Source organism: Frigoribacterium sp. RIT-PI-h (assembly GCF_001297205.1).
In the GTDB taxonomy this organism is placed as follows: domain Bacteria; phylum Actinomycetota; class Actinomycetes; order Actinomycetales; family Microbacteriaceae; genus Frigoribacterium.
On record NZ_LHOZ01000065.1, the window covers coordinates 128233 to 145848 of the forward strand.

General features: G+C 68.5%; 16 protein-coding genes and 1 tRNA gene. 14 read left to right on the plus strand and 3 right to left on the minus strand.

Going from position 1 to position 17616, the window contains the following annotated elements:
• Nucleotides 1-5 precede the first annotated feature (5 nt).
• Together pyk and AEQ27_RS07540 are read left to right on the plus strand one after the other, a co-directional pair.
• Nucleotides 6-1454: a pyruvate kinase gene (pyk, locus tag AEQ27_RS07535; protein ID WP_054146074.1), complete on the plus strand. Its 1449-nt coding sequence runs from the start codon at nucleotides 6-8 to the stop codon at nucleotides 1452-1454.
• 85 nt (nucleotides 1455-1539) lie between these two features.
• Nucleotides 1540-2166 (plus strand): hypothetical protein, encoded by a 627-nt coding sequence (locus AEQ27_RS07540; RefSeq protein ID WP_054146075.1) that lies wholly within the window; start codon nucleotides 1540-1542, stop codon nucleotides 2164-2166.
• A gap of 138 nt (nucleotides 2167-2304) precedes the next feature.
• Here AEQ27_RS07540 and AEQ27_RS17750 read toward each other — a convergent pair whose 3' ends face one another.
• Together AEQ27_RS17750 and AEQ27_RS07550 are read right to left on the minus strand one after the other, a co-directional pair.
• Nucleotides 2305-2508, minus strand: coding sequence for a cold-shock protein (locus tag AEQ27_RS17750; protein WP_043592793.1), 204 nt, complete (start codon nucleotides 2506-2508; stop codon nucleotides 2305-2307).
• 315 nt (nucleotides 2509-2823) lie between these two features.
• Nucleotides 2824-2909 (minus strand) — tRNA-Leu (locus AEQ27_RS07550).
• A gap of 39 nt (nucleotides 2910-2948) precedes the next feature.
• On the opposite strand from AEQ27_RS07550, the gene AEQ27_RS07555 reads away from it, so the two are divergent.
• Complete coding sequence (locus tag AEQ27_RS07555; protein WP_043592796.1) at nucleotides 2949-3554, plus strand: ANTAR domain-containing response regulator; 606 nt, start codon at nucleotides 2949-2951, stop codon at nucleotides 3552-3554.
• A 61-nt stretch (nucleotides 3555-3615) separates the two neighbouring features.
• On the opposite strand, the gene AEQ27_RS07560 is transcribed toward AEQ27_RS07555, so the two are convergent.
• Nucleotides 3616-3966, minus strand: coding sequence for a PaaI family thioesterase (locus AEQ27_RS07560; RefSeq protein ID WP_235451023.1), 351 nt, complete (start codon nucleotides 3964-3966; stop codon nucleotides 3616-3618).
• A gap of 186 nt (nucleotides 3967-4152) precedes the next feature.
• Here AEQ27_RS07560 and polA point away from each other — a divergent pair, with 186 nt between their 5' ends.
• The 11 genes from polA to AEQ27_RS07615 all read left to right on the plus strand — a co-directional run bounded on the left by polA (nucleotide 4153) and on the right by AEQ27_RS07615 (nucleotide 17551).
• Nucleotides 4153-6825 carry a DNA polymerase I gene (gene polA, locus AEQ27_RS07565; RefSeq protein ID WP_054146188.1) on the plus strand — a complete coding sequence of 891 codons (2673 nt, stop codon included), beginning with the start codon at nucleotides 4153-4155 and terminating at the stop codon, nucleotides 6823-6825.
• Nucleotides 6826-7213: 388 nt separating this feature from the next.
• A complete protein-coding gene (locus AEQ27_RS07570) occupies nucleotides 7214-7975 on the plus strand; it encodes a DeoR/GlpR family DNA-binding transcription regulator (RefSeq protein ID WP_054146076.1) in 762 nt (253 codons plus the stop codon).
• A 113-nt stretch (nucleotides 7976-8088) separates the two neighbouring features.
• Nucleotides 8089-9285: a PTS mannitol transporter subunit IICB gene (locus AEQ27_RS18285; RefSeq protein ID WP_054146077.1), complete on the plus strand. Its 1197-nt coding sequence runs from the start codon at nucleotides 8089-8091 to the stop codon at nucleotides 9283-9285.
• Between the two features lie 47 nt (nucleotides 9286-9332).
• The gene (locus tag AEQ27_RS18290) at nucleotides 9333-9641 is read left to right on the plus strand and encodes a PTS lactose transporter subunit IIB (RefSeq protein ID WP_054146078.1); all 309 of its coding nucleotides are present in this window, start codon (nucleotides 9333-9335) and stop codon (nucleotides 9639-9641) included.
• A 2-nt stretch (nucleotides 9642-9643) separates the two neighbouring features.
• Nucleotides 9644-10108, plus strand: a complete 465-nt coding sequence (locus tag AEQ27_RS18295) for a PTS sugar transporter subunit IIA (protein ID WP_054146079.1) — start codon at nucleotides 9644-9646, stop codon at nucleotides 10106-10108.
• Between the two features lie 26 nt (nucleotides 10109-10134).
• Nucleotides 10135-10404 carry an HPr family phosphocarrier protein gene (locus AEQ27_RS07590; protein WP_043592801.1) on the plus strand — a complete coding sequence of 90 codons (270 nt, stop codon included), beginning with the start codon at nucleotides 10135-10137 and terminating at the stop codon, nucleotides 10402-10404.
• Between the two features lie 125 nt (nucleotides 10405-10529).
• A complete protein-coding gene (locus AEQ27_RS07595; protein ID WP_054146080.1) occupies nucleotides 10530-12221 on the plus strand; it encodes a DUF885 domain-containing protein in 1692 nt (563 codons plus the stop codon).
• Nucleotides 12222-12389: 168 nt separating this feature from the next.
• The gene (rpsA, locus tag AEQ27_RS07600; protein ID WP_054146081.1) at nucleotides 12390-13841 is read left to right on the plus strand and encodes a 30S ribosomal protein S1; all 1452 of its coding nucleotides are present in this window, start codon (nucleotides 12390-12392) and stop codon (nucleotides 13839-13841) included.
• A 78-nt stretch (nucleotides 13842-13919) separates the two neighbouring features.
• Nucleotides 13920-14570: a dephospho-CoA kinase gene (gene coaE / locus AEQ27_RS07605; RefSeq protein WP_054146082.1), complete on the plus strand. Its 651-nt coding sequence runs from the start codon at nucleotides 13920-13922 to the stop codon at nucleotides 14568-14570.
• 10 nt (nucleotides 14571-14580) lie between these two features.
• Complete coding sequence (uvrB, locus tag AEQ27_RS07610) at nucleotides 14581-16647, plus strand: excinuclease ABC subunit UvrB (RefSeq protein ID WP_043592809.1); 2067 nt, start codon at nucleotides 14581-14583, stop codon at nucleotides 16645-16647.
• Nucleotides 16637-17551 carry an SDR family NAD(P)-dependent oxidoreductase gene (locus tag AEQ27_RS07615; protein ID WP_054146083.1) on the plus strand — a complete coding sequence of 305 codons (915 nt, stop codon included), beginning with the start codon at nucleotides 16637-16639 and terminating at the stop codon, nucleotides 17549-17551. The genes uvrB and AEQ27_RS07615 overlap by 11 nt, the downstream gene beginning before the upstream one ends.
• The last annotated feature ends 65 nt before the right edge of the window (nucleotides 17552-17616 follow it).

The following is a 17616-nucleotide window of genomic DNA, read 5'->3' on the forward strand; positions in this document are numbered from 1 at the left end:
AACACATGAGACGCGCAAAGATCGTCGCCACCCTCGGGCCGGCGACGTCGAGCTACGACGACATCCGGGCGATCATCGACGCCGGCGTCGACGTCGCCCGCATGAACCTCAGCCACGGCAGCTACGACGTCCACGAGGGCGTCTACGCGAACGTCCGCCAGGCGTCCGCCGACTCGGGCCGCGCCGTCGCGGTCCTCGTCGACCTGCAGGGCCCCAAGATCCGTCTCGGCAAGTTCGCAGACGGCCCCCACGACCTCGAGGTCGGCGACGTCTTCAAGATCACCACCGACGAGATCCTGGGCTCTAGAGAGATCTGCGGCACGACGTTCAAGGGGCTTCCCGACGACGTCAAGGCGGGCGACCCGCTCCTGATCGACGACGGTCGCGTCAAGCTCCGCGTCCTCGAGACCGACGGCACCGTCGTGACGACCGAGGTCGTCGTCGCCGGCACCGTCTCGAACAACAAGGGCATCAACCTCCCGGGCGTGGCGGTCAACGTCCCCGCCCTCTCCGACAAAGACGAGGCCGACCTGCGCTGGGGCCTCCAGCTGGGTGCCGACCTGATCGCCCTCTCGTTCGTGCGGGACGCGGACGACGTCGTGCGCGTGCACGAGATCATGGCAGAAGAGGGCCGCAAGGTCCCCGTCTACGCGAAGATCGAGAAGCCCCAGGCCGTCGACAACCTCGAGGCGATCATCGACGCGTTCGACGGCATCATGGTCGCCCGCGGCGACCTCGGCGTCGAGCTGCCCCTCGAGGCCGTGCCCATCGTGCAGAAGCACGCGGTCGAGCTGTCTCGTCGCATGGCCAAGCCGGTCATCGTTGCCACGCAGATGCTCGAATCGATGATCTCGAGCCCGATCCCCACGCGCGCCGAGACCTCCGACGTCGCCAACGCCGTCCTCGACGGCACCGACGCGGTCATGCTCTCGGGCGAGACGAGCGTCGGTGAGTACCCCGTCATCACGGTGCAGACCATGGCGCGCATCGTCGCCTCCACCGAAGAGCACGGTCTCGAGCGCATCCCCCCGCTGGGTACCCGTCCTCGCACCCAGGGTGGCGCCATCACTCTGGCCGCGGCCGACGTCGCCGAGTTCGTCCAGGCGAAGTTCCTCTGCGTCTTCACCGAGTCGGGTGACTCGGTCCGTCGCATGTCGCGTCTGCGCCACTCGATCCCCATCCTGGCCTTCACTCCCAACGAGGCCATCCGTCGCCGCATGGCGATCAGCTGGGGCGTGCAGTCCTACCTGGTCGAGACCGTCACGCACACCGACGCGATGTTCGCGCAGGTCGACGACATCCTGCTCGGCAACGACCTCGCCGAGTCGGGCGACAAGGTCATCGTGATCGCCGGGTCCCCCCCCGGGATCGCGGGCTCGACCAACGACCTCCGGGTGCACCGTGTGGGCGACGCCCACGGCGAGGCCGCCCCGGCGTACGCGTCGCAGCCCTGACACACCGCGAGATTCCTGGCGAAGCCGGGGCGATCCCACCGGATCGTCCCGGCTTCGTCGTGTCCGCGGGGCGTACGCTCACCGCATGTCCGTGGACGCCCGACACCCCTCGTGCTTCGAGTTCGAGGCCCGCTTGTACGTCGTGCCGTCGTGGAGCGGTCACGGCGTGGCCGAGACTCGACGCAGCCTCGGTCCCGAGATCCAGGAGACGGACCGAGGAGGCGCGAGTCCGGGCCGGTGGGCGGCCCTCGGCGCGCTCGTGGGCGGCTCGTTCCTCGGGGGAGTGGCCGCGACCGTGTGGCGGGTTGACGGCCCCTGGGCTCCGGCGCTGATCTTCGTCGCCCGGGGCGCCCTCGGGGCCGCGCTCGCCGTCGGTGCCCGGACCATCTTCCGAGAGGGGGAGGCGGGCCCGGCGGCTGAGGTCTCTGCCCCGCGCCCGCCGGGGGGGCGCCGGCCGGCGGGCGAGGTTCCCTGGGACGTGGCCCGTGCCGCTCCCGAGGACTCGACCGGGGACGAACTCGTCCTCTGGTCGACCCTGACCAGCCGATATCGCGAAGCGAGGGAGGCATTGGTCGCCGGTGGAGGCGAGGACGACCGCTTCACGGACCCCGGGGAGGCCGGAGCCCGGATCGCCGAGTGGGAGACCGCCTATCGGACGGCGAGCCGGGACTACGAACCGGTGGCGCGCCTCCTCGGCTTCACGTTGCCCTGAGGGCACGAGCCCGCCGGTCGGGCCCCGCGGGTCGGGGCCGAGGACGGAGAAAGCCCCGATCCGCAGAAGCGGATCGGGGCTCTCGATTCAGTGGCGGGCGAACCCGCCGACTGACGGCGTCACGAGGACGCCACCGAGTCAGATGACGCGGATGTTCTCGGCCTGGAGGCCCTTGTTGCCCTGAGCCGTGTCGAACTCGACCTTCTGGTTCTCTTCCAGGTTGCGGTAGCCGTCGCCGGCGATCGCGGAGAAGTGCGCGAAGACGTCAGTGGTTCCGTCGTCGGGGGTGATGAAGCCGAAGCCCTTTTCGGAGTTGAACCACTTAACGGTGCCTGTTGCCATTTTTCTATTTCCTTCAATCAGAGTTGTCGATCTCGATTTCGAGATCGCTCGTCGCGGTGCCTTTTTGTCCGCTCCCTCTGAGAACGACGCCACCGTCGGAACCCCTCTCGGTGAGAGGAGGCCTTCGGCACGTCGCGAGATACAAATGCGTAACACAACAACCAGTTCCATCAGCGTAGTGCACGGAGGCCCGCGGGCACACCCTCTGAGCAGAACTCGTCTCGGCGTGTCGGCCCGATGACCGCACGAGGCAAGGAGATCCACATCTCGTCGGCATGGCCACGACGAGGCTGTCGTTCGTTCGCCTAGGGGGGCTGGTGCCGGATGTGGGACTCGAACCCACACGCCCTCACGGACAGAGCATTTTGAGTGCTCCGCGTCTGCCATTCCGCCAATCCGGCGCACAACAACCAGGTCGACAATACCGTAGGCTTCACGTCGTGAGTGACCAGGAAGCAACCCCAGCAGCACCCCGTCGCGTCGTCGTGGCCGAAGATGAGTCCCTCATCCGCCTCGACATCGTCGAGATCCTCCGCGACAACGGTTTCGAGGTGGTGGGCGAAGCCGGAGACGGCGAGACCGCCGTCGCCCTCGCGACCGAGCTGCGCCCCGACCTCGTCATCATGGACGTCAAGATGCCGCAGCTTGACGGCATCTCCGCCGCCGAGCGGCTCTCGAAGGCGCACATCGCGCCGGTCGTCCTGTTGACCGCGTTCAGCCAGAAAGAGCTCGTCGAGCGGGCGAGCGAGGCCGGTGCTCTCGCATACGTCGTGAAGCCCTTCACGCCCAACGATCTGCTGCCCGCGATCGAGATCGCCCTCTCGCGGTACGCGCAGATCATCACGCTCGAGGCCGAGGTCGCCGACCTGGTCGAACGGTTCGAGACCCGCAAGCTCGTCGACCGTGCGAAAGGCCTGCTGAACGAGAAGATGGGGCTCACCGAGCCCGAGGCCTTCCGGTGGATCCAGAAGGCTTCCATGGACCGCCGTCTGACGATGCACGACGTGGCCCAGGCGATCATCGAACAGCTCAGCGCCAAGAAGTAGTCGTTCGCGACGACAGAAGGCCCGCCCCGACGATCGGGGCGGGCCTTCTCGCGTCGGCGGCCTAGTCTCGGGCGTCCGTGAGGTAGTTGGTGATGCGGACCGTCGACAGGAGGCGGCCGCGGTCGTCGGTCATGACGACCTGGTGCGTGGTCAGGGTGGAGCCGAGGTGCAGGGCCGTGCAAGTGCCCGTCACCCAGCCGGTCGCAGCCGACCGACTGTGACTGGCGTTGAGTTCGATGCCCATGGCGACGCGGCCGGCCCCGGCGTGGACGTTCGCCGCGACCGACCCGAGGGTCTCGGCCAGGACGACGTGCGCGCCACCGTGCAGGATGCCGACCGGCTGCGTGTTCCCCTCCACGGGCATCCGACCCACGGCCCGCTCGGCGCTCATCTCGTCGATGACGATGCCCATCTTCTCGGCGAGAGCGCCGACACCCCGACGGCGGAACAGCTCGACGGCGGCGGCGCTCAGGGACGCCTCCGACGAGACGGTCCTCTCGGCGTCGTTCGGGACGGCGGACGGACTGCTCATGGTTCTCCGGGTGATCGGACCGAGGCGCCCGGCGACGGTGTCGGGGGTGCCCGCTAGGCTGACGTGGTGACGGACGACACGAAGCCTACCCTCCTGGTCATCGACGGCCATTCCCTCGCTTTCCGGGCCTTCTACGCCCTCCCGGTCGACAGTTTCGTGAACCGCGAAGGCCAACACACCAACGCCATCCACGGCTTCATCTCGATGCTGCTCAGCCTGCTCAAGGCCGAGAAGCCGACGCATCTGGCCGTCGCGTTCGACATCTCGCGATTCTCCTTCCGCACGCGTGAATATCCCGAGTACAAGGGCACCCGGTCCGAGACCCCTCCCGAGTTCGTCGGCCAGATCCCCCTCCTGCAAGAGGCGCTGCACGCCATGGGCATCACGACCATCACGAAAGAGGACTTCGAGGCCGACGACATCCTCGCGACGCTCGCCACCCGCGGTCGCGACGACGGGTACCGAGTGTTGGTGGTGTCCGGCGACCGCGACGCCATCCAGATGGTCAACGACGACGTCACCCTCCTCTACCCCTCGGCCCGAGGCGTCAGCGAGCTCACCCGATACGACCGCGACAAGGTCTTCGAGCGGTACGGCATCGAGCCCCACCAGTACCCCGAGGTCGCCGCACTGGTCGGCGAGACGAGCGACAACCTCATCGGCATCGACAAGGTGGGGGAGAAGACCGCCGTCAAGTGGATCAACCTCTACGGCGGTCTCGACGAGATCCTCGCGCGGGCAGACGAGATCAAGGGTGTCGTCGGGCAGAAGCTGCGCGAACAGAAAGAGAACGCCGTCCGCAACCGCCGACTGAACCGCCTCGTCACCGACGTCGAGCTCCCGGTGGGCCCCGGCGACCTCGAACGCCGGGGCATCGACGAGGCCGCCGTCCGCGAGCTGTTCGACAAGCTGCAGTTCCGCACCCTGCTCGAGCGCGTCCTGGCCCTGTCGGAATCGACCGACCCGTCTGCCGCCAACTCGGGCGAGCCGGCCGTGACGGCGGCACCCGAGGGCCTCCCGGTCGTCCGCACCCTCATCGACGAAGAACTCGCCTTCTGGCTGAAGAAACACGCGTCCGATCCCGAGAAGCCCGTCGGCCTGACGGTCGAGTACGGCGCGGACGGCATCGTCGGGCTCGGCATCTCGTCCCTCGACGAGTCGGCGTACGTACCCTGGGCCGCGGGTCGCGGAGACTACGTCGCGCTCGAGGCCTGGCTCGACGACGCCACGCCCAAGGTGGTCCACGACGCTAAGCGGGCTTACAAGGCCCTCTCCCGCGCAGGCCTGACCTTGACGGGCATCGTCGGCGACCCCCGGGTCGCCGCCTGGCTGCTGCGCCCGGGCCGCACCTCCTTCGCGCTCTCCGACCTCGTCTACGAACAGCTGGGCGAGACCCTGCCCGTCGGCGACCCCAACCAGCTCGTGTCGGCCGACGACGACGTCAACGTGGCCTCCGAGGCCTGGTACGTCCTCCGACTGTCCGAGTCGCTGGTGACAGCCCTCGACGAAGGCTCACGACGGGTGCTCACCGAGATCGAGCTTCCGCTCGTCCCGGTGCTCGGCGACATGGAGCTCACGGGTGTCGCCGCCGACCGCGACACGCTCAAGGCGCTCTCGCTGCGGTTGGGCGAGCAGGCCGGCGAGTTGGCGTCGGCCGCCTTCGCCGAGATCGGACGAGAGGTCAACCTCGGCTCGCCCAAGCAACTCCAAGAGGTGCTCTTCGAGCAACTCGAGATGCCCAAGACCCGGGCGACCAAGACGGGCTACTCGACCGACGCCGCCTCCCTGGCCGATCTCCAGGAGAAGCACCCTCACCCCTTCCTCGACCTGTTGTTGAAGCACCGCGATGCGACGAAGCTGCGCCAGATCATCGAGACCCTCGAGAAGTCGATAGCCGACGACTCCCGCATCCACACGACCTACGACCAGACGGGCACGACGACCGGGCGCATCTCGTCCGTCGACCCCAACCTCCAGAACATCCCGGTCAAGGCCGCCGTCGGTCGCGAGATCCGCGCGGCGTTCGTGCACGGCCCCGACTACGAGACGCTCCTCACGGCCGACTACTCGCAGATCGAGATGCGCATCATGGCGCACCTCTCAGGTGACGAGGGGCTGATCCAGGCGTTCAACGAGGGCGAAGACCTGCACCGCTTCGTCGGTGCCCGCATCTTCGGGGTGGAACCCGCCGACGTCACCCCTGCCATGCGCACCAAGGTCAAGGCCATGTCCTACGGCCTCGCCTACGGTCTCAGCGCCTTCGGCCTGTCGAAGCAGCTGCGCGTCGAGACGGCCGAGGCCCGCCAGCTCATGACCGACTACTTCGCCCGGTTCGGTGCCGTGCGCGAGTACCTCCGCAACGTCGTCGAGCAGGCAAGGGAAGACGGTTACACCGAGACCATCTACGGTCGTCGCCGCCCCTTCGCCGACCTCAAGTCCCCGAACCGCGTCCTGCGCGAGAACGCCGAGCGGGCCGCGTTGAACGCGCCCATCCAGGGCTCGGCGGCCGACATCATGAAGATCGCCATGCTCGGCGTCCGATCCGAACTCGACGAGCGCGAGATGGGCTCGCGGGTGCTGCTCCAGGTGCACGACGAACTCATCGTCGAAGTCGCACCGGGCGAGGTCGACGACGTGCGCGAGATCGTCCGCCGTCGCATGAGCGGCGCTGCCGACCTGCGCGTGCCGCTCGACGTCAGCGTGGGCCTCGGCGAGAGCTGGGACGCAGCCGCCCACTGAGCCCACGACTCGGAGGCCCCGTGCCGACGCTCACCCGGGCGCGGGCGCGGGCCCGGGCCCGGCCCGCGCTCGAGCGGCGACGGATGCCGCCGGGTCGGATACTTCTGCAGTTCCGAACCCGCGCCTCCTCGTCCCTGGCAGGCACAGACCTGGGCCCGGATGCCTCGCTCGGGCACCCGATGCCCACTCATCGGGCATCTCTCTGCCCATCGGGCAGCGAAACGCCTCGGACCCGGGCACAAACGGACACGACACGCGGCACAGACTTGACCGGGCCACACAAACGGACTTATATAAGCGCAGATCAACAGCAGTTGAACTCCTTCCGCACTTCCGCACCACCGGTGAGCCCTCGAGGCGACCGTGCAGTCCGACGACGAGGTCTCCCATGTACGCACCGGAGCGTCACCAGCAGATCCTCGACACCGCCCTGTCCCGGGGCCGGGTCGAGGTCGCCGGTCTCGCGCGAGAGCTCTCCGTCGCGCCCGAGACCGTGCGCCGTGACTTGACTGCCCTCGAGCGCCGGGGCGTCCTGCGCCGCGTGCACGGGGGCGCCATCGCCATGGAGCGGCTCGGCATCGAGCCCCCCGTGGTCGACCGCGAGGGGACGGCCGCGTCCGAGAAGGAGCGCATCGCCCGCGCAGCTCTCGACGAACTGCCCGACGGCGGCTCCATCATCGTCGACGCCGGCACCTCGACCATCCGCCTCGCCGAACTGCTGCCCCTCGACCGCGAGCTGACCGTGGTCACGCACTCCCTCGCCGTCGCCACCATCCTGATCAGCCGACCGAACGTCACGCTGCACCTGCTCGGCGGTCTCATCCGCACCCGCACGTACTCGGCCGTGGGGGACTGGACGCGGGCGCAGATCGCCGACGTCTTCGCCGACGTCGCGTTCATCGGCACGAACGGCGTGTCGGTGGAGCGCGGAATCAGCACCCCCGATCTGGCGGAGGCGCGGGTCAAGCGCGCGCTCATCGCCGCGTCGCGACGCACCGTCGTCCTCGCCGACCACACCAAGTTCGGTCGCGAGGACTTCGCCAAGGTCGCGCCGCTCACCGACGTCGACACCGTCATCACCGACTCCGGCGTTGACGCCGAGCTGGCCGACGACGTCGAGCAGGCCGGCCCCCGGGTCGTGATCGCATGACGCGAGTCCGACCGGCCACCTTCGTACCACCCCGACGCACCACAGCACCCCACACCACCTCCACCACCCCACATCCCTCTCGTCGCTGAGAGCAACAAGGAGAAGTCCTCACCATGTCCGAATTCACCCCCACCGTCACCGGTACGGGAGCCCGAGCGCGCGTCCAGCGCTTCGGTGGCTTCCTGGCCGGCATGATCATGCCGAACATCGGCGCCTTCATCGCCTGGGGCCTCATCACGGCCCTCTTCATCCAGACCGGTTGGACGCCGGTTCCCCAGCTCGGCGGATTCGGCGAGATGTCGGACGGCACGCCGTGGCCCGGTCTCGTCGGCCCGATCATCAAGTACCTCCTGCCGATCCTGATCGCCTACACGGGTGGTCGCATGGTCCACGGTCAGCGCGGTGCCGTCATCGGTGCCGTCGCCGTCATGGGCGTCATCGTCGCCACCGACGTGCCGCAGTTCCTCGGCGCGATGATCGTCGGCCCGCTCGCCGCCTGGGTCCTGAAGCAGTTCGACAAGCTCGTCGACGGCCGCATCAAGTCCGGCTTCGAGATGCTCGTCAACAACTTCTCGCTCGGCATCATCGGTGGCGCCATGGGCGTCCTGGCCTTCTTCGGCCTCGCCCCCGTCACCACGGCGATCACGAACGTCTTCGGTGGCGCCGTCGGGTTCCTCGTCGACCGCGGCCTGCTGCCCCTGGCGTCGATCATCATCGAGCCCGCCAAGGTGCTGTTCCTCAACAACGCCATCAACCAGGGCATCCTGACCCCGCTCGGTGGCACGCAGGTGCAAGAGGCCGGCAAGTCGATCCTCTTCATGCTCGAGTCGAACCCCGGCCCGGGCCTCGGCATCCTCCTCGCGTACCTCTTCTTCGGTCCGCGCGCCATCCGCCCCTCGGCCCCGGCCGCGATCATCGTCCACTTCTTCGGCGGCATCCACGAGATCTACTTCCCGTACGTGCTCATGAAGCCGATCCTGCTCGTCGCCGCCGTCCTCGGTGGCGCGACCGGCATCGCGACCTTCGCGCTCTTCAACGTCGGCCTCGTCGGTCCCGCCTCGCCCGGCAGCATCATCGCCTACACGCTCGTCGCCGCCCGCGGGGACCTTCTCCCGATCTACCTGGGTATCCTGCTCTCGGCGGCCGTCTCGTTCGTCGTCTCGTCCCTCCTGATGGGCTTCGGCCGCAAGGAGAACCGCGAGGCCCGTGCCGAGGACGCCGCCGCGCAGGAGCAGGCTCTCGCCGACGCCCAGGCCGCCACCGCGGCCAACAAGGCCACCAGCAAGGGCACCGCGGCACCCACCGCCTAGCCCGCCCGCACCACCAGTCAGCACCACCACCACACAAGGAGAAGGTCATGGCAACCCTCGACGGTTCCAGCATCAAGAAACTCATCGTCGCGTGCGACGCGGGCATGGGCAGCAGCGTCATGCTGGCGTCCACGCTCAAGAAGCAGCTGAAGAAGAGCGGTGTCACCGTCGAGCACTCGCCCGTCGCGTCGATCCCGTCGGATGCCGACGTCGTCGTCACCCAGAACAACCTGGCCGAGCGGGCCCGCGGTGTCGTGCCGAACGTGCCCGTCGTGCCGTTCCAGCTGTTCATGGGAGACCCCAACGTCGCCAAGGTCGTCAAGGCGATCCAGGACGGCTCGACGGTCGAGGTCTGACGATGACCGACCAGCAGGCACCCGAGCTCTCGGCGCTCCTCGCCGAGTCGTCCATCCGACTCGACGAGGTCGCCGCCTCGCGTGACGAGGCCATCCGCAAGACGGGTCAGGCGCTCATCGACGCGGGCGCGATCGACGAGTCGTACGTCGACGCGATGTTCGAGCGTGAGAACTCGGTGTCCACCTACGTCGGCGAGGGTGTGGCGATCCCGCACGGCACCCTCGCCGGCAAGGACTCGGTCAAAGAGGACGCCCTCGTCGTCCTGCGGTTCCCGGTCCCGGTCGACTGGGACGGCAACGAGGTCTCGGTCACGGTCGGCATCGCCGCCAAGGGCAACGGCCACATCGCGATCCTCAGCCAGCTGGCCAGCATCCTGATGGACCCCGACAAGGCCGCTGCCCTGCGCGGCTCGACCACGACCGCCGAGGTCTACGAGCTGCTCGCGTCGACCGACGACGACGACTGACCCCCACCCCCTCCAGAGGAGAAGACATGCCAGAACGTTCCGTCACCATCGCCTCGAGCGTCGGGCTGCACGCCCGTCCCGCCTCGTTGTTCAGCCAGGCCGCCGGCAAGACCGGCGCCAAGGTCACGCTGACCTCCGCGGCCGGCAAGAGCGTCAACGCCGCCAGCATCCTCGGCGTGCTCTCGTTGGGCATCGGCCACGGTGAAGAGGTCGTCGTCGCGACCGAGGGCGACAACGCCGAGGCCGCCCTCGACGAGCTCGTCGCGCTCCTCGCGACCGACCTCGACAAAGAGTAGGTACCAGCACCGAGACGGGGCGCCCGCCGACGAGAGTCGGTGGGCGCCCCGTTCGTCGTGGGACCCGAGGAGGCGCGGTGCGGGCCCTCCGGCACCGCGCCTCCTGCGTCACTAGGCTCGTCGGCATGACCGATCCCGCGACGACGCCGACCCCGCGCACACCGACCCCCGTCGACGGGGTTGCCGAACGCTGGGTGGACACCCTGTGCGAACTCGACCCCACCACCGCGACCTGGATCGGCCGTGAGGGCCGCACCGGCGAGTACGGCGACTACTCGCCCGAGGGTCACGCACGCCGCGTCGAGGCCGTCCGGGCCGCTCTCGCCGAACTGCGGAGCACCGCCCCCGTGGACGACGTCGACCGCGTCACCCGGGACGACCTGACAAGCGAGCTCCAGCTCGACCTCGAGTACGCCGAGCAGCGACTCGAACTGCGCGACCTGAGCGTCATCGCGTCGCCGGCACAGGGCATCCGCGAGGTGTTCGACCTGATGCCGACCACGTCCGAGGGAGACTGGGTCGACGTCGCGTCCCGCCTCGGTCGGGTTCGGACCGCCGTCGACCAGTACGTCGAGACGTTGCGTGCCGGCATCGCCGGGGGAGTGACCCCCGCCCGCCGCCAGGTCGAGAAGGTGGCCGAGCAGTGCGCCCGCATCGGTGCCGCCGACGGCTTCTTCACCGAGTTCGTCGGCGGAGCCCGGCTCGGCGACGGCAGCGAACCCGGCGCGGCGCTGGCTCGGGACCTCGCGTCGGGCGCCTCGTCCGCCGCAGAGGCCTACGTCGACCTGCGACGGTTCCTGCTCGACGAGCTGCTCCCCGCCGCCACCACCGTGGACGCCGTCGGACGCGACGCCTACGCCCTGCACTCGCGACGGTTCCTGGGAGCGACGGTCGACCTCGACGAGACCTACGAATGGGGGATCGACGAGCTGGCCCGGATGACGAGTGAACAAGAGGCCGTCGCACGTCAGATCGAACCCGGGGCGTCGGTCTCCCGGGCCATCGAGCTGCTCGACGCCGACCCCGCACGCCAGCTCGTGGGCACCGACGCCCTCCGCGCCTGGATGCAAGAGCTCAGCGACCGGGCCGTCGCCGAGTTGGGGCGCGACCAGTTCGACATCCCCGAGCCTGTCCGCCGGCTGGAGTGCCGCATCGCACCGACGAAGGACGGCGGCATCTACTACACGAGCCCCAGTGACGACTTCTCGCGACCCGGTCGCATGTGGTGGTCGGTGCCCGAGGGCGTCACCCGCTTCGGCACCTGGCGTGAGACGACGACGGTCTTCCACGAGGGCGTCCCGGGCCACCACCTGCAACTCGGCCAGGCGGTCCACAACCGGGCCACGTTGAACACCTGGCGTCGACAGCTCGCGGGGACCTCGGGGCACGCCGAGGGTTGGGCGCTCTACGCGGAGCGGTTGATGGACGAGCTCGGCTGGCTCGGCGACCCGGGTGACCGGTTGGGCATGCTCGACGGGCAACGCATGCGCGCGGCGCGCGTCGTGCTCGACATCGGCGTCCACCTGGGCAAGCCCTTCCCTGGCGGCGGCGGGTCCTGGGACGCGTCGAACGCATTCGGCTTCATGTCCGAGAACGTCAACATGGACACCGGGTTCGTGCGCTTCGAGGTCGACAGGTACCTCGGCTGGCCGGGACAGGCGCCGTCGTACAAGGTCGGTCAGCGCATCTGGGAGGACCTCCGCGCCGAACGCGCGCGGCGTGACGGCGACGCGTTCGACGTCAAGGCCTTCCACCGGGACGCCCTGCGGCTGGGAGGGGTCGGGCTCGACACGCTGCGGCGGGCCCTGCTGGAGTGAGTCGTCCCGGCGCCCGACACGCCGTTGCCTACAGCTGCGGCACCGCGCTAAGATCATCGAGCGCTATCTGCGTCGATCTTTCCGCACGCCGCGTTCGACACATCCTCCCGAACACCGTTCGAGGGGCGAACACGGCCCGATTCATGCCCGTACTGGAGCACTAACTACATGACAACCGTAACGACCAAGGCACCCAAGCAGGTCGCCATCAACGACATCGGATCCGCTGATGACTTCCTGGCCGCGGTCGAGAAGACCCTGAAGTTCTTCAACGACGGCGACCTCATCGAAGGCACCGTCGTGAAGATCGACCGCGACGAGGTCCTCCTCGACGTCGGCTACAAGACCGAGGGTGTCATCCCCTCGCGCGAACTCTCGATCAAGCACGACGTCGACCCCACCGAGGTCGTCGAGGTCGGCGACACGGTCGAAGCCCTCGTCCTCCAGAAGGAAGACAAAGAAGGCCGCCTGATCCTGTCCAAGAAGCGCGCTCAGTACGAGCGTGCCTGGGGCGACGTGGAGAAGATCAAGGACGCCGACGGCGTCGTCACCGGTACGGTCATCGAGGTCGTCAAGGGTGGCCTCATCGTCGACATCGGCCTCCGTGGCTTCCTCCCCGCCTCGCTCATCGAGCTGCGTCGCGTCCGCGACCTCACGCCCTACCTGGGCCAAGAGATCGAGGCCAAGATCCTCGAGCTCGACAAGAACCGCAACAACGTGGTCCTGTCGCGCCGTGCCCTGCTCGAACAGACGCAGTCCGAGAGCCGTACGACCTTCCTGAACAACCTCCACAAGGGTCAGGTCCGCAAGGGCGTCGTCTCGTCGATCGTCAACTTCGGTGCGTTCGTCGACCTGGGCGGCGTGGACGGCCTCGTGCACGTCTCCGAGCTCAGCTGGAAGCACATCGAGCACGCCAGCGAGGTCGTCGAGGTGGGCCAGGAGGTCACCGTCGAGATCCTCGAGGTCGACCTCGACCGTGAGCGCGTGTCGCTCTCGCTCAAGGCCACCCAGGAAGACCCGTGGCAGGTGTTCGCCCGTACGCACGCGATCGGCCAGGTCGCTCCGGGCAAGGTCACCAAGCTCGTCCCCTTCGGTGCGTTCGTCCGCGTGGCCGACGGCATCGAGGGTCTCGTGCACATCTCCGAGCTGTCGGCGAAGCACGTCGAGCTGGCCGAGCAGGTCGTCGCCGTCGGCGACGAGGTGTTCGTCAAGGTCATCGACATCGACCTCGACCGCCGTCGCATCTCGCTGAGCCTCAAGCAGGCCAACGAGGGTGTCGACCCCGAGGGCACCGAGTTCGACCCGGCGCTCTACGGCATGCTCACCGAGTACGACGACCAGGGCAACTACAAGTACCCCGAGGGCTTCGACCCCGAGACGAACGAGTGGCGCGAGGGCTTCGACTCGCAGCGCGAGAAGTGGGAGCAGGACTACGCTGCCGCCCAGGCGCGCTGGGAAGCCCACAAGAAGCAGGTCGCTGCCTCGCTCGTCGAAGAGACGACGTCGTTCGACGCTCCCACGGGATCGTCGTTCTCGGCCGAGTCCCCTTCGGGCGCCGGCACCCTCGCCGACGACGAGTCGCTCGCCGCTCTGCGCGAGAAGCTGTCGAACAACAACTGAGTCCCTCCGGTCTCGACCAGAAGGCGGTTCCCCCACGGGGGAGCCGCCTTCCGGCGTTCGCGGCGTAGTCTCGACGTCGTGTTCGTCTGTGGATTGACCGGTGGCATCGCCGCCGGCAAGTCGGTCGTGGCCCGTCGACTCGCCGAACGGGGGGCGGCGCACGTCGACGCCGACGCCCTCGCCCGTGAGGTGGTCGAGCCCGGGTCGGCGGGACTCGAGGCCGTGGTCGCCCGCTTCGGGTCCGAGGTGCTGCGGTCCGACGGCTCCCTCGACCGGGCCGCCCTCGGAACCGTCGTCTTCGCCGACCCTGCCGCTCGCCGTGATCTCGAGGGGATCACGCACCCGGCCGTGCACGCTCTCTCGGCCCGTCGCATGGCCGATGCCGTCGCCGACGACCCGGAACGCGTCGTGGTCTACGACGTGCCGCTCCTCGTCGAGTCGCGGGGGACCGCCGGCTTCGACGTGGTCGTCGTCGTGCACGCCCCCCGTGAGGTACGCCTGCGGAGGCTCGTCGAGCTGCGGGGGATGAGCGATGAGGAGGCGCGGCGCCGCGTGGACGCGCAGGCCGACGACCGGACACGGCTCGCCGTCGCGGACGTCGTCGTCGACTCGTCCGGGTCGCTCGAGCACACGCTGGAACAGACGGACGACCTCTACGACCGGCTGCGTTCGCTGTCAGCGGCGAAGCAGGCAGCCTCCCCGGACGCGAGTGTCGGTGGTCCCTCGTAAACTGGAATCCATGGAACCGACCCGCAGTGTCCGCCCGTTCGAAGTCATCAGTGAGTTCGAACCCAGCGGCGACCAGCCGGCTGCCATCGCCGAGTTGGCGGGGCGCATCAACGCGGGCGAGACCGACGTCGTCCTGCTGGGCGCCACCGGAACGGGCAAGTCGGCGACCACGGCCTGGCTCGTCGAACAGGTGCAGCGCCCCACGCTCGTCCTGGCCCACAACAAGACGCTCGCGGCCCAGTTGGCGAACGAGTTCCGGTCGCTCTTCCCGAACAACGCCGTCGAGTACTTCGTGTCGTACTACGACTACTACCAGCCCGAGGCCTACGTCCCGCAGACCGACACCTTCATCGAGAAGGACAGCTCCGTCAACGCCGAGGTCGAGCGCCTGCGGCACTCGACGACGAACTCCCTGCTGAGCCGGCGCGACGTCATCGTCGTCTCGACGGTGTCCTGCATCTACGGTCTCGGCACTCCCGAGGGCTACATGGAAGCCATGATCGCCCTCCAGGTCGGCATGCGGATCGATCGCGAGACGCTGATCCGCCGCTTCGTCTCGATGCAGTACCAGCGCAACGACATCGACTTCTCGCGTGGCAACTTCCGTGTGCGGGGTGACACCATCGAGATCATTCCCATGTACGAAGAACTGGCCATACGCATCGAGATGTTCGGCGACGAGGTCGAGGCCCTGTACGCCCTCCACCCGCTCACGGGCGACGTCGTCAAGACCATGGACGCGGTGTCGGTCTTCCCGGGGTCCCACTACGTCGCGGGTACCGACGTCATGCACCGGGCGATCGGGACCATCAAGGACGAACTCGCCACCCGTCTCGACGAGCTCGACAAGCAGGGCAAGCTCCTCGAGTCCCAACGTCTGCGCATGCGTACGACCTTCGATCTCGAGATGATGGAACAGATCGGCTTCTGCAACGGCATCGAGAACTACTCGGCGCACATCGACGGTCGATCGCCCGGCGAGGCGCCCCACTGCCTGCTCGACTACTTCCCCGACGACCTGCTCGTGGTGATCGACGAGTCGCACGTGACCGTGCCCCAGATCGGTGCCATGTACGAGGGCGACGCCTCGCGCAAACGCACCCTCGTCGACCACGGCTTCCGGCTGCCGAGTGCCCTCGACAACAGGCCGCTCAAGTTCGAGGAGTTCCTCGACCGGGTCGGCCAGAAGGTCTACCTCTCGGCGACACCCGGCAAGTACGAGCTGGGGATCACCGACAGCGTGGTCGAGCAGATCATCCGACCCACCGGGCTCATCGATCCCGAGATCGTGGTCAAGCCGTCCGCGGGCCAGATCGACGACCTGCTCGAAGAGATCCGCACACGGGTCGAGATCGACGAACGCGTCCTGGTCACCACCTTGACCAAGAAGATGGCCGAAGAGCTCACCGACTTCCTCACCGAGGCCGGCGTGCGGGTGCGGTATCTGCACTCCGACGTCGACACGCTCCGACGGGTCGAGCTGCTGACCGAACTGCGCCAGGGGGTCTACGACGTGCTCGTCGGCATCAACCTGCTCCGGGAGGGCCTCGACCTCCCCGAGGTGTCGCTCGTCGCCATCCTCGACGCCGACAAAGAAGGCTTCCTCCGCTCGTCGACGTCCCTCATCCAGACCATCGGTCGTGCGGCCCGCAACGTGTCGGGTCAGGTGCACATGTACGCCGACGTGATGACCGATTCGATGAAACAAGCACTCGAAGAAACCGATCGTCGTCGCGAGAAGCAGGTCGCCTACAACCTCGAGCGCGGCATCGATCCCCAGCCGTTGCGGAAGAAGATCGCCGACATCACCGAGGTCCTGGCCCGAGAGGGCGCCGACACCGCTCGCCTCCTCGCGGATCGCCAGGGCGGCAAGCGCGCCCCCACGCCGAACCTCCGCCGCGAGGGCAAGGCGGCCAGCGCGGCGAACGGTCTCGAAGCCATCATCGCGGACCTCAACGAGCAGATGCTGCAGGCCTCGGCCGAGCTCAAGTTCGAATTGGCCGGTCGACTCCGTGACGAGGTCGCCGACCTGAAGAAAGACCTGCGCCAGATGGAGGCGGCCGGCCATGCCCGGTGATCGTCGCCGTGTCGTCGTCACGGGTGCGACCGCGGGTCTCGGCTACTACTCCGCCGAGCGGCTCGTCACGGCCGGTCATCAGGTCGTCCTCGCGGCCCGCGACGCAGAGCGAGCCGTCCGGGCCGCCGATCTCCTGCGCAGCCGCGTGCCCGGGGCGGACGTCGACACCGTCGCGCTCGACCTCGCCGATCTCGCGTCGGTCCGCTCGGGTGCGTCCGCCATCGCCGCCGGTGGGCCGGTCGACGGCCTGCTGGCCAACGCAGGCGTCGTCGGTTCGCGTCGTCGCCAGACGACGACCGACGGCTTCGAGCTCCAGTTCGGCACCAACCACCTCGGCCACTTCGCGCTGGTCTCGCACCTCCTTCCGGCGCTCGAGTCGGCCGGGACGGCGCGAGTCGTGCACCTCGGCAGCATCAGCCACCGGTGGGTGCGACTCGACCTCGACGATCCCATGATGGTCTCGAGCTATTCGGGGGCCGTCGCCTACGCGCGATCCAAGCTCGCGGTCATGACCTTCGGGTTCGACCTCGATCGGCGACTCCGGGCGGCCGGATCGTCGATCTCGAGCGTCGTCGCCCACCCCGGGTTCTCGTGGGAGTCCCTCAGCGACCCACGCCCGCCCGTCGTCGAGCCCCACCGTCCTCCGGCCGTCCTCACCTCGACGATGCACACGTTCTCCCAGGGCAAAGAGGTCGGAGCAGAGCCCCTCGTCCACGCCCTCGTGGGCGAAGACGTCGTCGGCGGGGAATACTGGGGTCCGGCCGGGTGGTTCCAGCTGACCGGCGCCCCGGCTCGCGTGCCCGCCAAACGTCATACCCGCGACGAGTCGGTCGCATCCCGTCTCTGGCAGGTGTCGGCCGGCCTGACGGGCGTCCAACCGGTCATCTCGTCCCCGGCCCCCTGACCCTGCGCCGCCGGCTGCATCTCCCGCGGGCCTGCCCGCCACGACGACGAGCGTCGTCCACATCG

Excerpts from the sequence above, each read along its gene's own strand:
- pyk (WP_054146074.1), top strand. The coding sequence starts at position 6 with ATGAGACGCGCAAAGATCGTCGCCACCCTCGGGCCGGCGACGTCGAGC.
- AEQ27_RS07540 (WP_054146075.1), top strand. The coding sequence starts at position 1,540 with ATGTCCGTGGACGCCCGACACCCCTCGTGCTTCGAGTTCGAGGCCCGC.
- AEQ27_RS17750 (WP_043592793.1), bottom strand. The coding sequence starts at position 2,508 with ATGGCAACAGGCACCGTTAAGTGGTTCAACTCCGAAAAGGGCTTCGGC.
- AEQ27_RS07560 (WP_235451023.1), bottom strand. The coding sequence starts at position 3,966 with ATGGGCATCGTCATCGACGAGATGAGCGCCGAGCGGGCCGTGGGTCGG.
- AEQ27_RS07570 (WP_054146076.1), top strand. The coding sequence starts at position 7,214 with ATGTACGCACCGGAGCGTCACCAGCAGATCCTCGACACCGCCCTGTCC.
- AEQ27_RS18285 (WP_054146077.1), top strand. The coding sequence starts at position 8,089 with ATGTCCGAATTCACCCCCACCGTCACCGGTACGGGAGCCCGAGCGCGC.
- AEQ27_RS18290 (WP_054146078.1), top strand. The coding sequence starts at position 9,333 with ATGGCAACCCTCGACGGTTCCAGCATCAAGAAACTCATCGTCGCGTGC.
- AEQ27_RS18295 (WP_054146079.1), top strand. The coding sequence starts at position 9,644 with ATGACCGACCAGCAGGCACCCGAGCTCTCGGCGCTCCTCGCCGAGTCG.
- AEQ27_RS07590 (WP_043592801.1), top strand. The coding sequence starts at position 10,135 with ATGCCAGAACGTTCCGTCACCATCGCCTCGAGCGTCGGGCTGCACGCC.
- AEQ27_RS07595 (WP_054146080.1), top strand. The coding sequence starts at position 10,530 with ATGACCGATCCCGCGACGACGCCGACCCCGCGCACACCGACCCCCGTC.
- rpsA (WP_054146081.1), top strand. The coding sequence starts at position 12,390 with ATGACAACCGTAACGACCAAGGCACCCAAGCAGGTCGCCATCAACGAC.
- uvrB (WP_043592809.1), top strand. The coding sequence starts at position 14,581 with ATGGAACCGACCCGCAGTGTCCGCCCGTTCGAAGTCATCAGTGAGTTC.
- AEQ27_RS07615 (WP_054146083.1), top strand. The coding sequence starts at position 16,637 with ATGCCCGGTGATCGTCGCCGTGTCGTCGTCACGGGTGCGACCGCGGGT.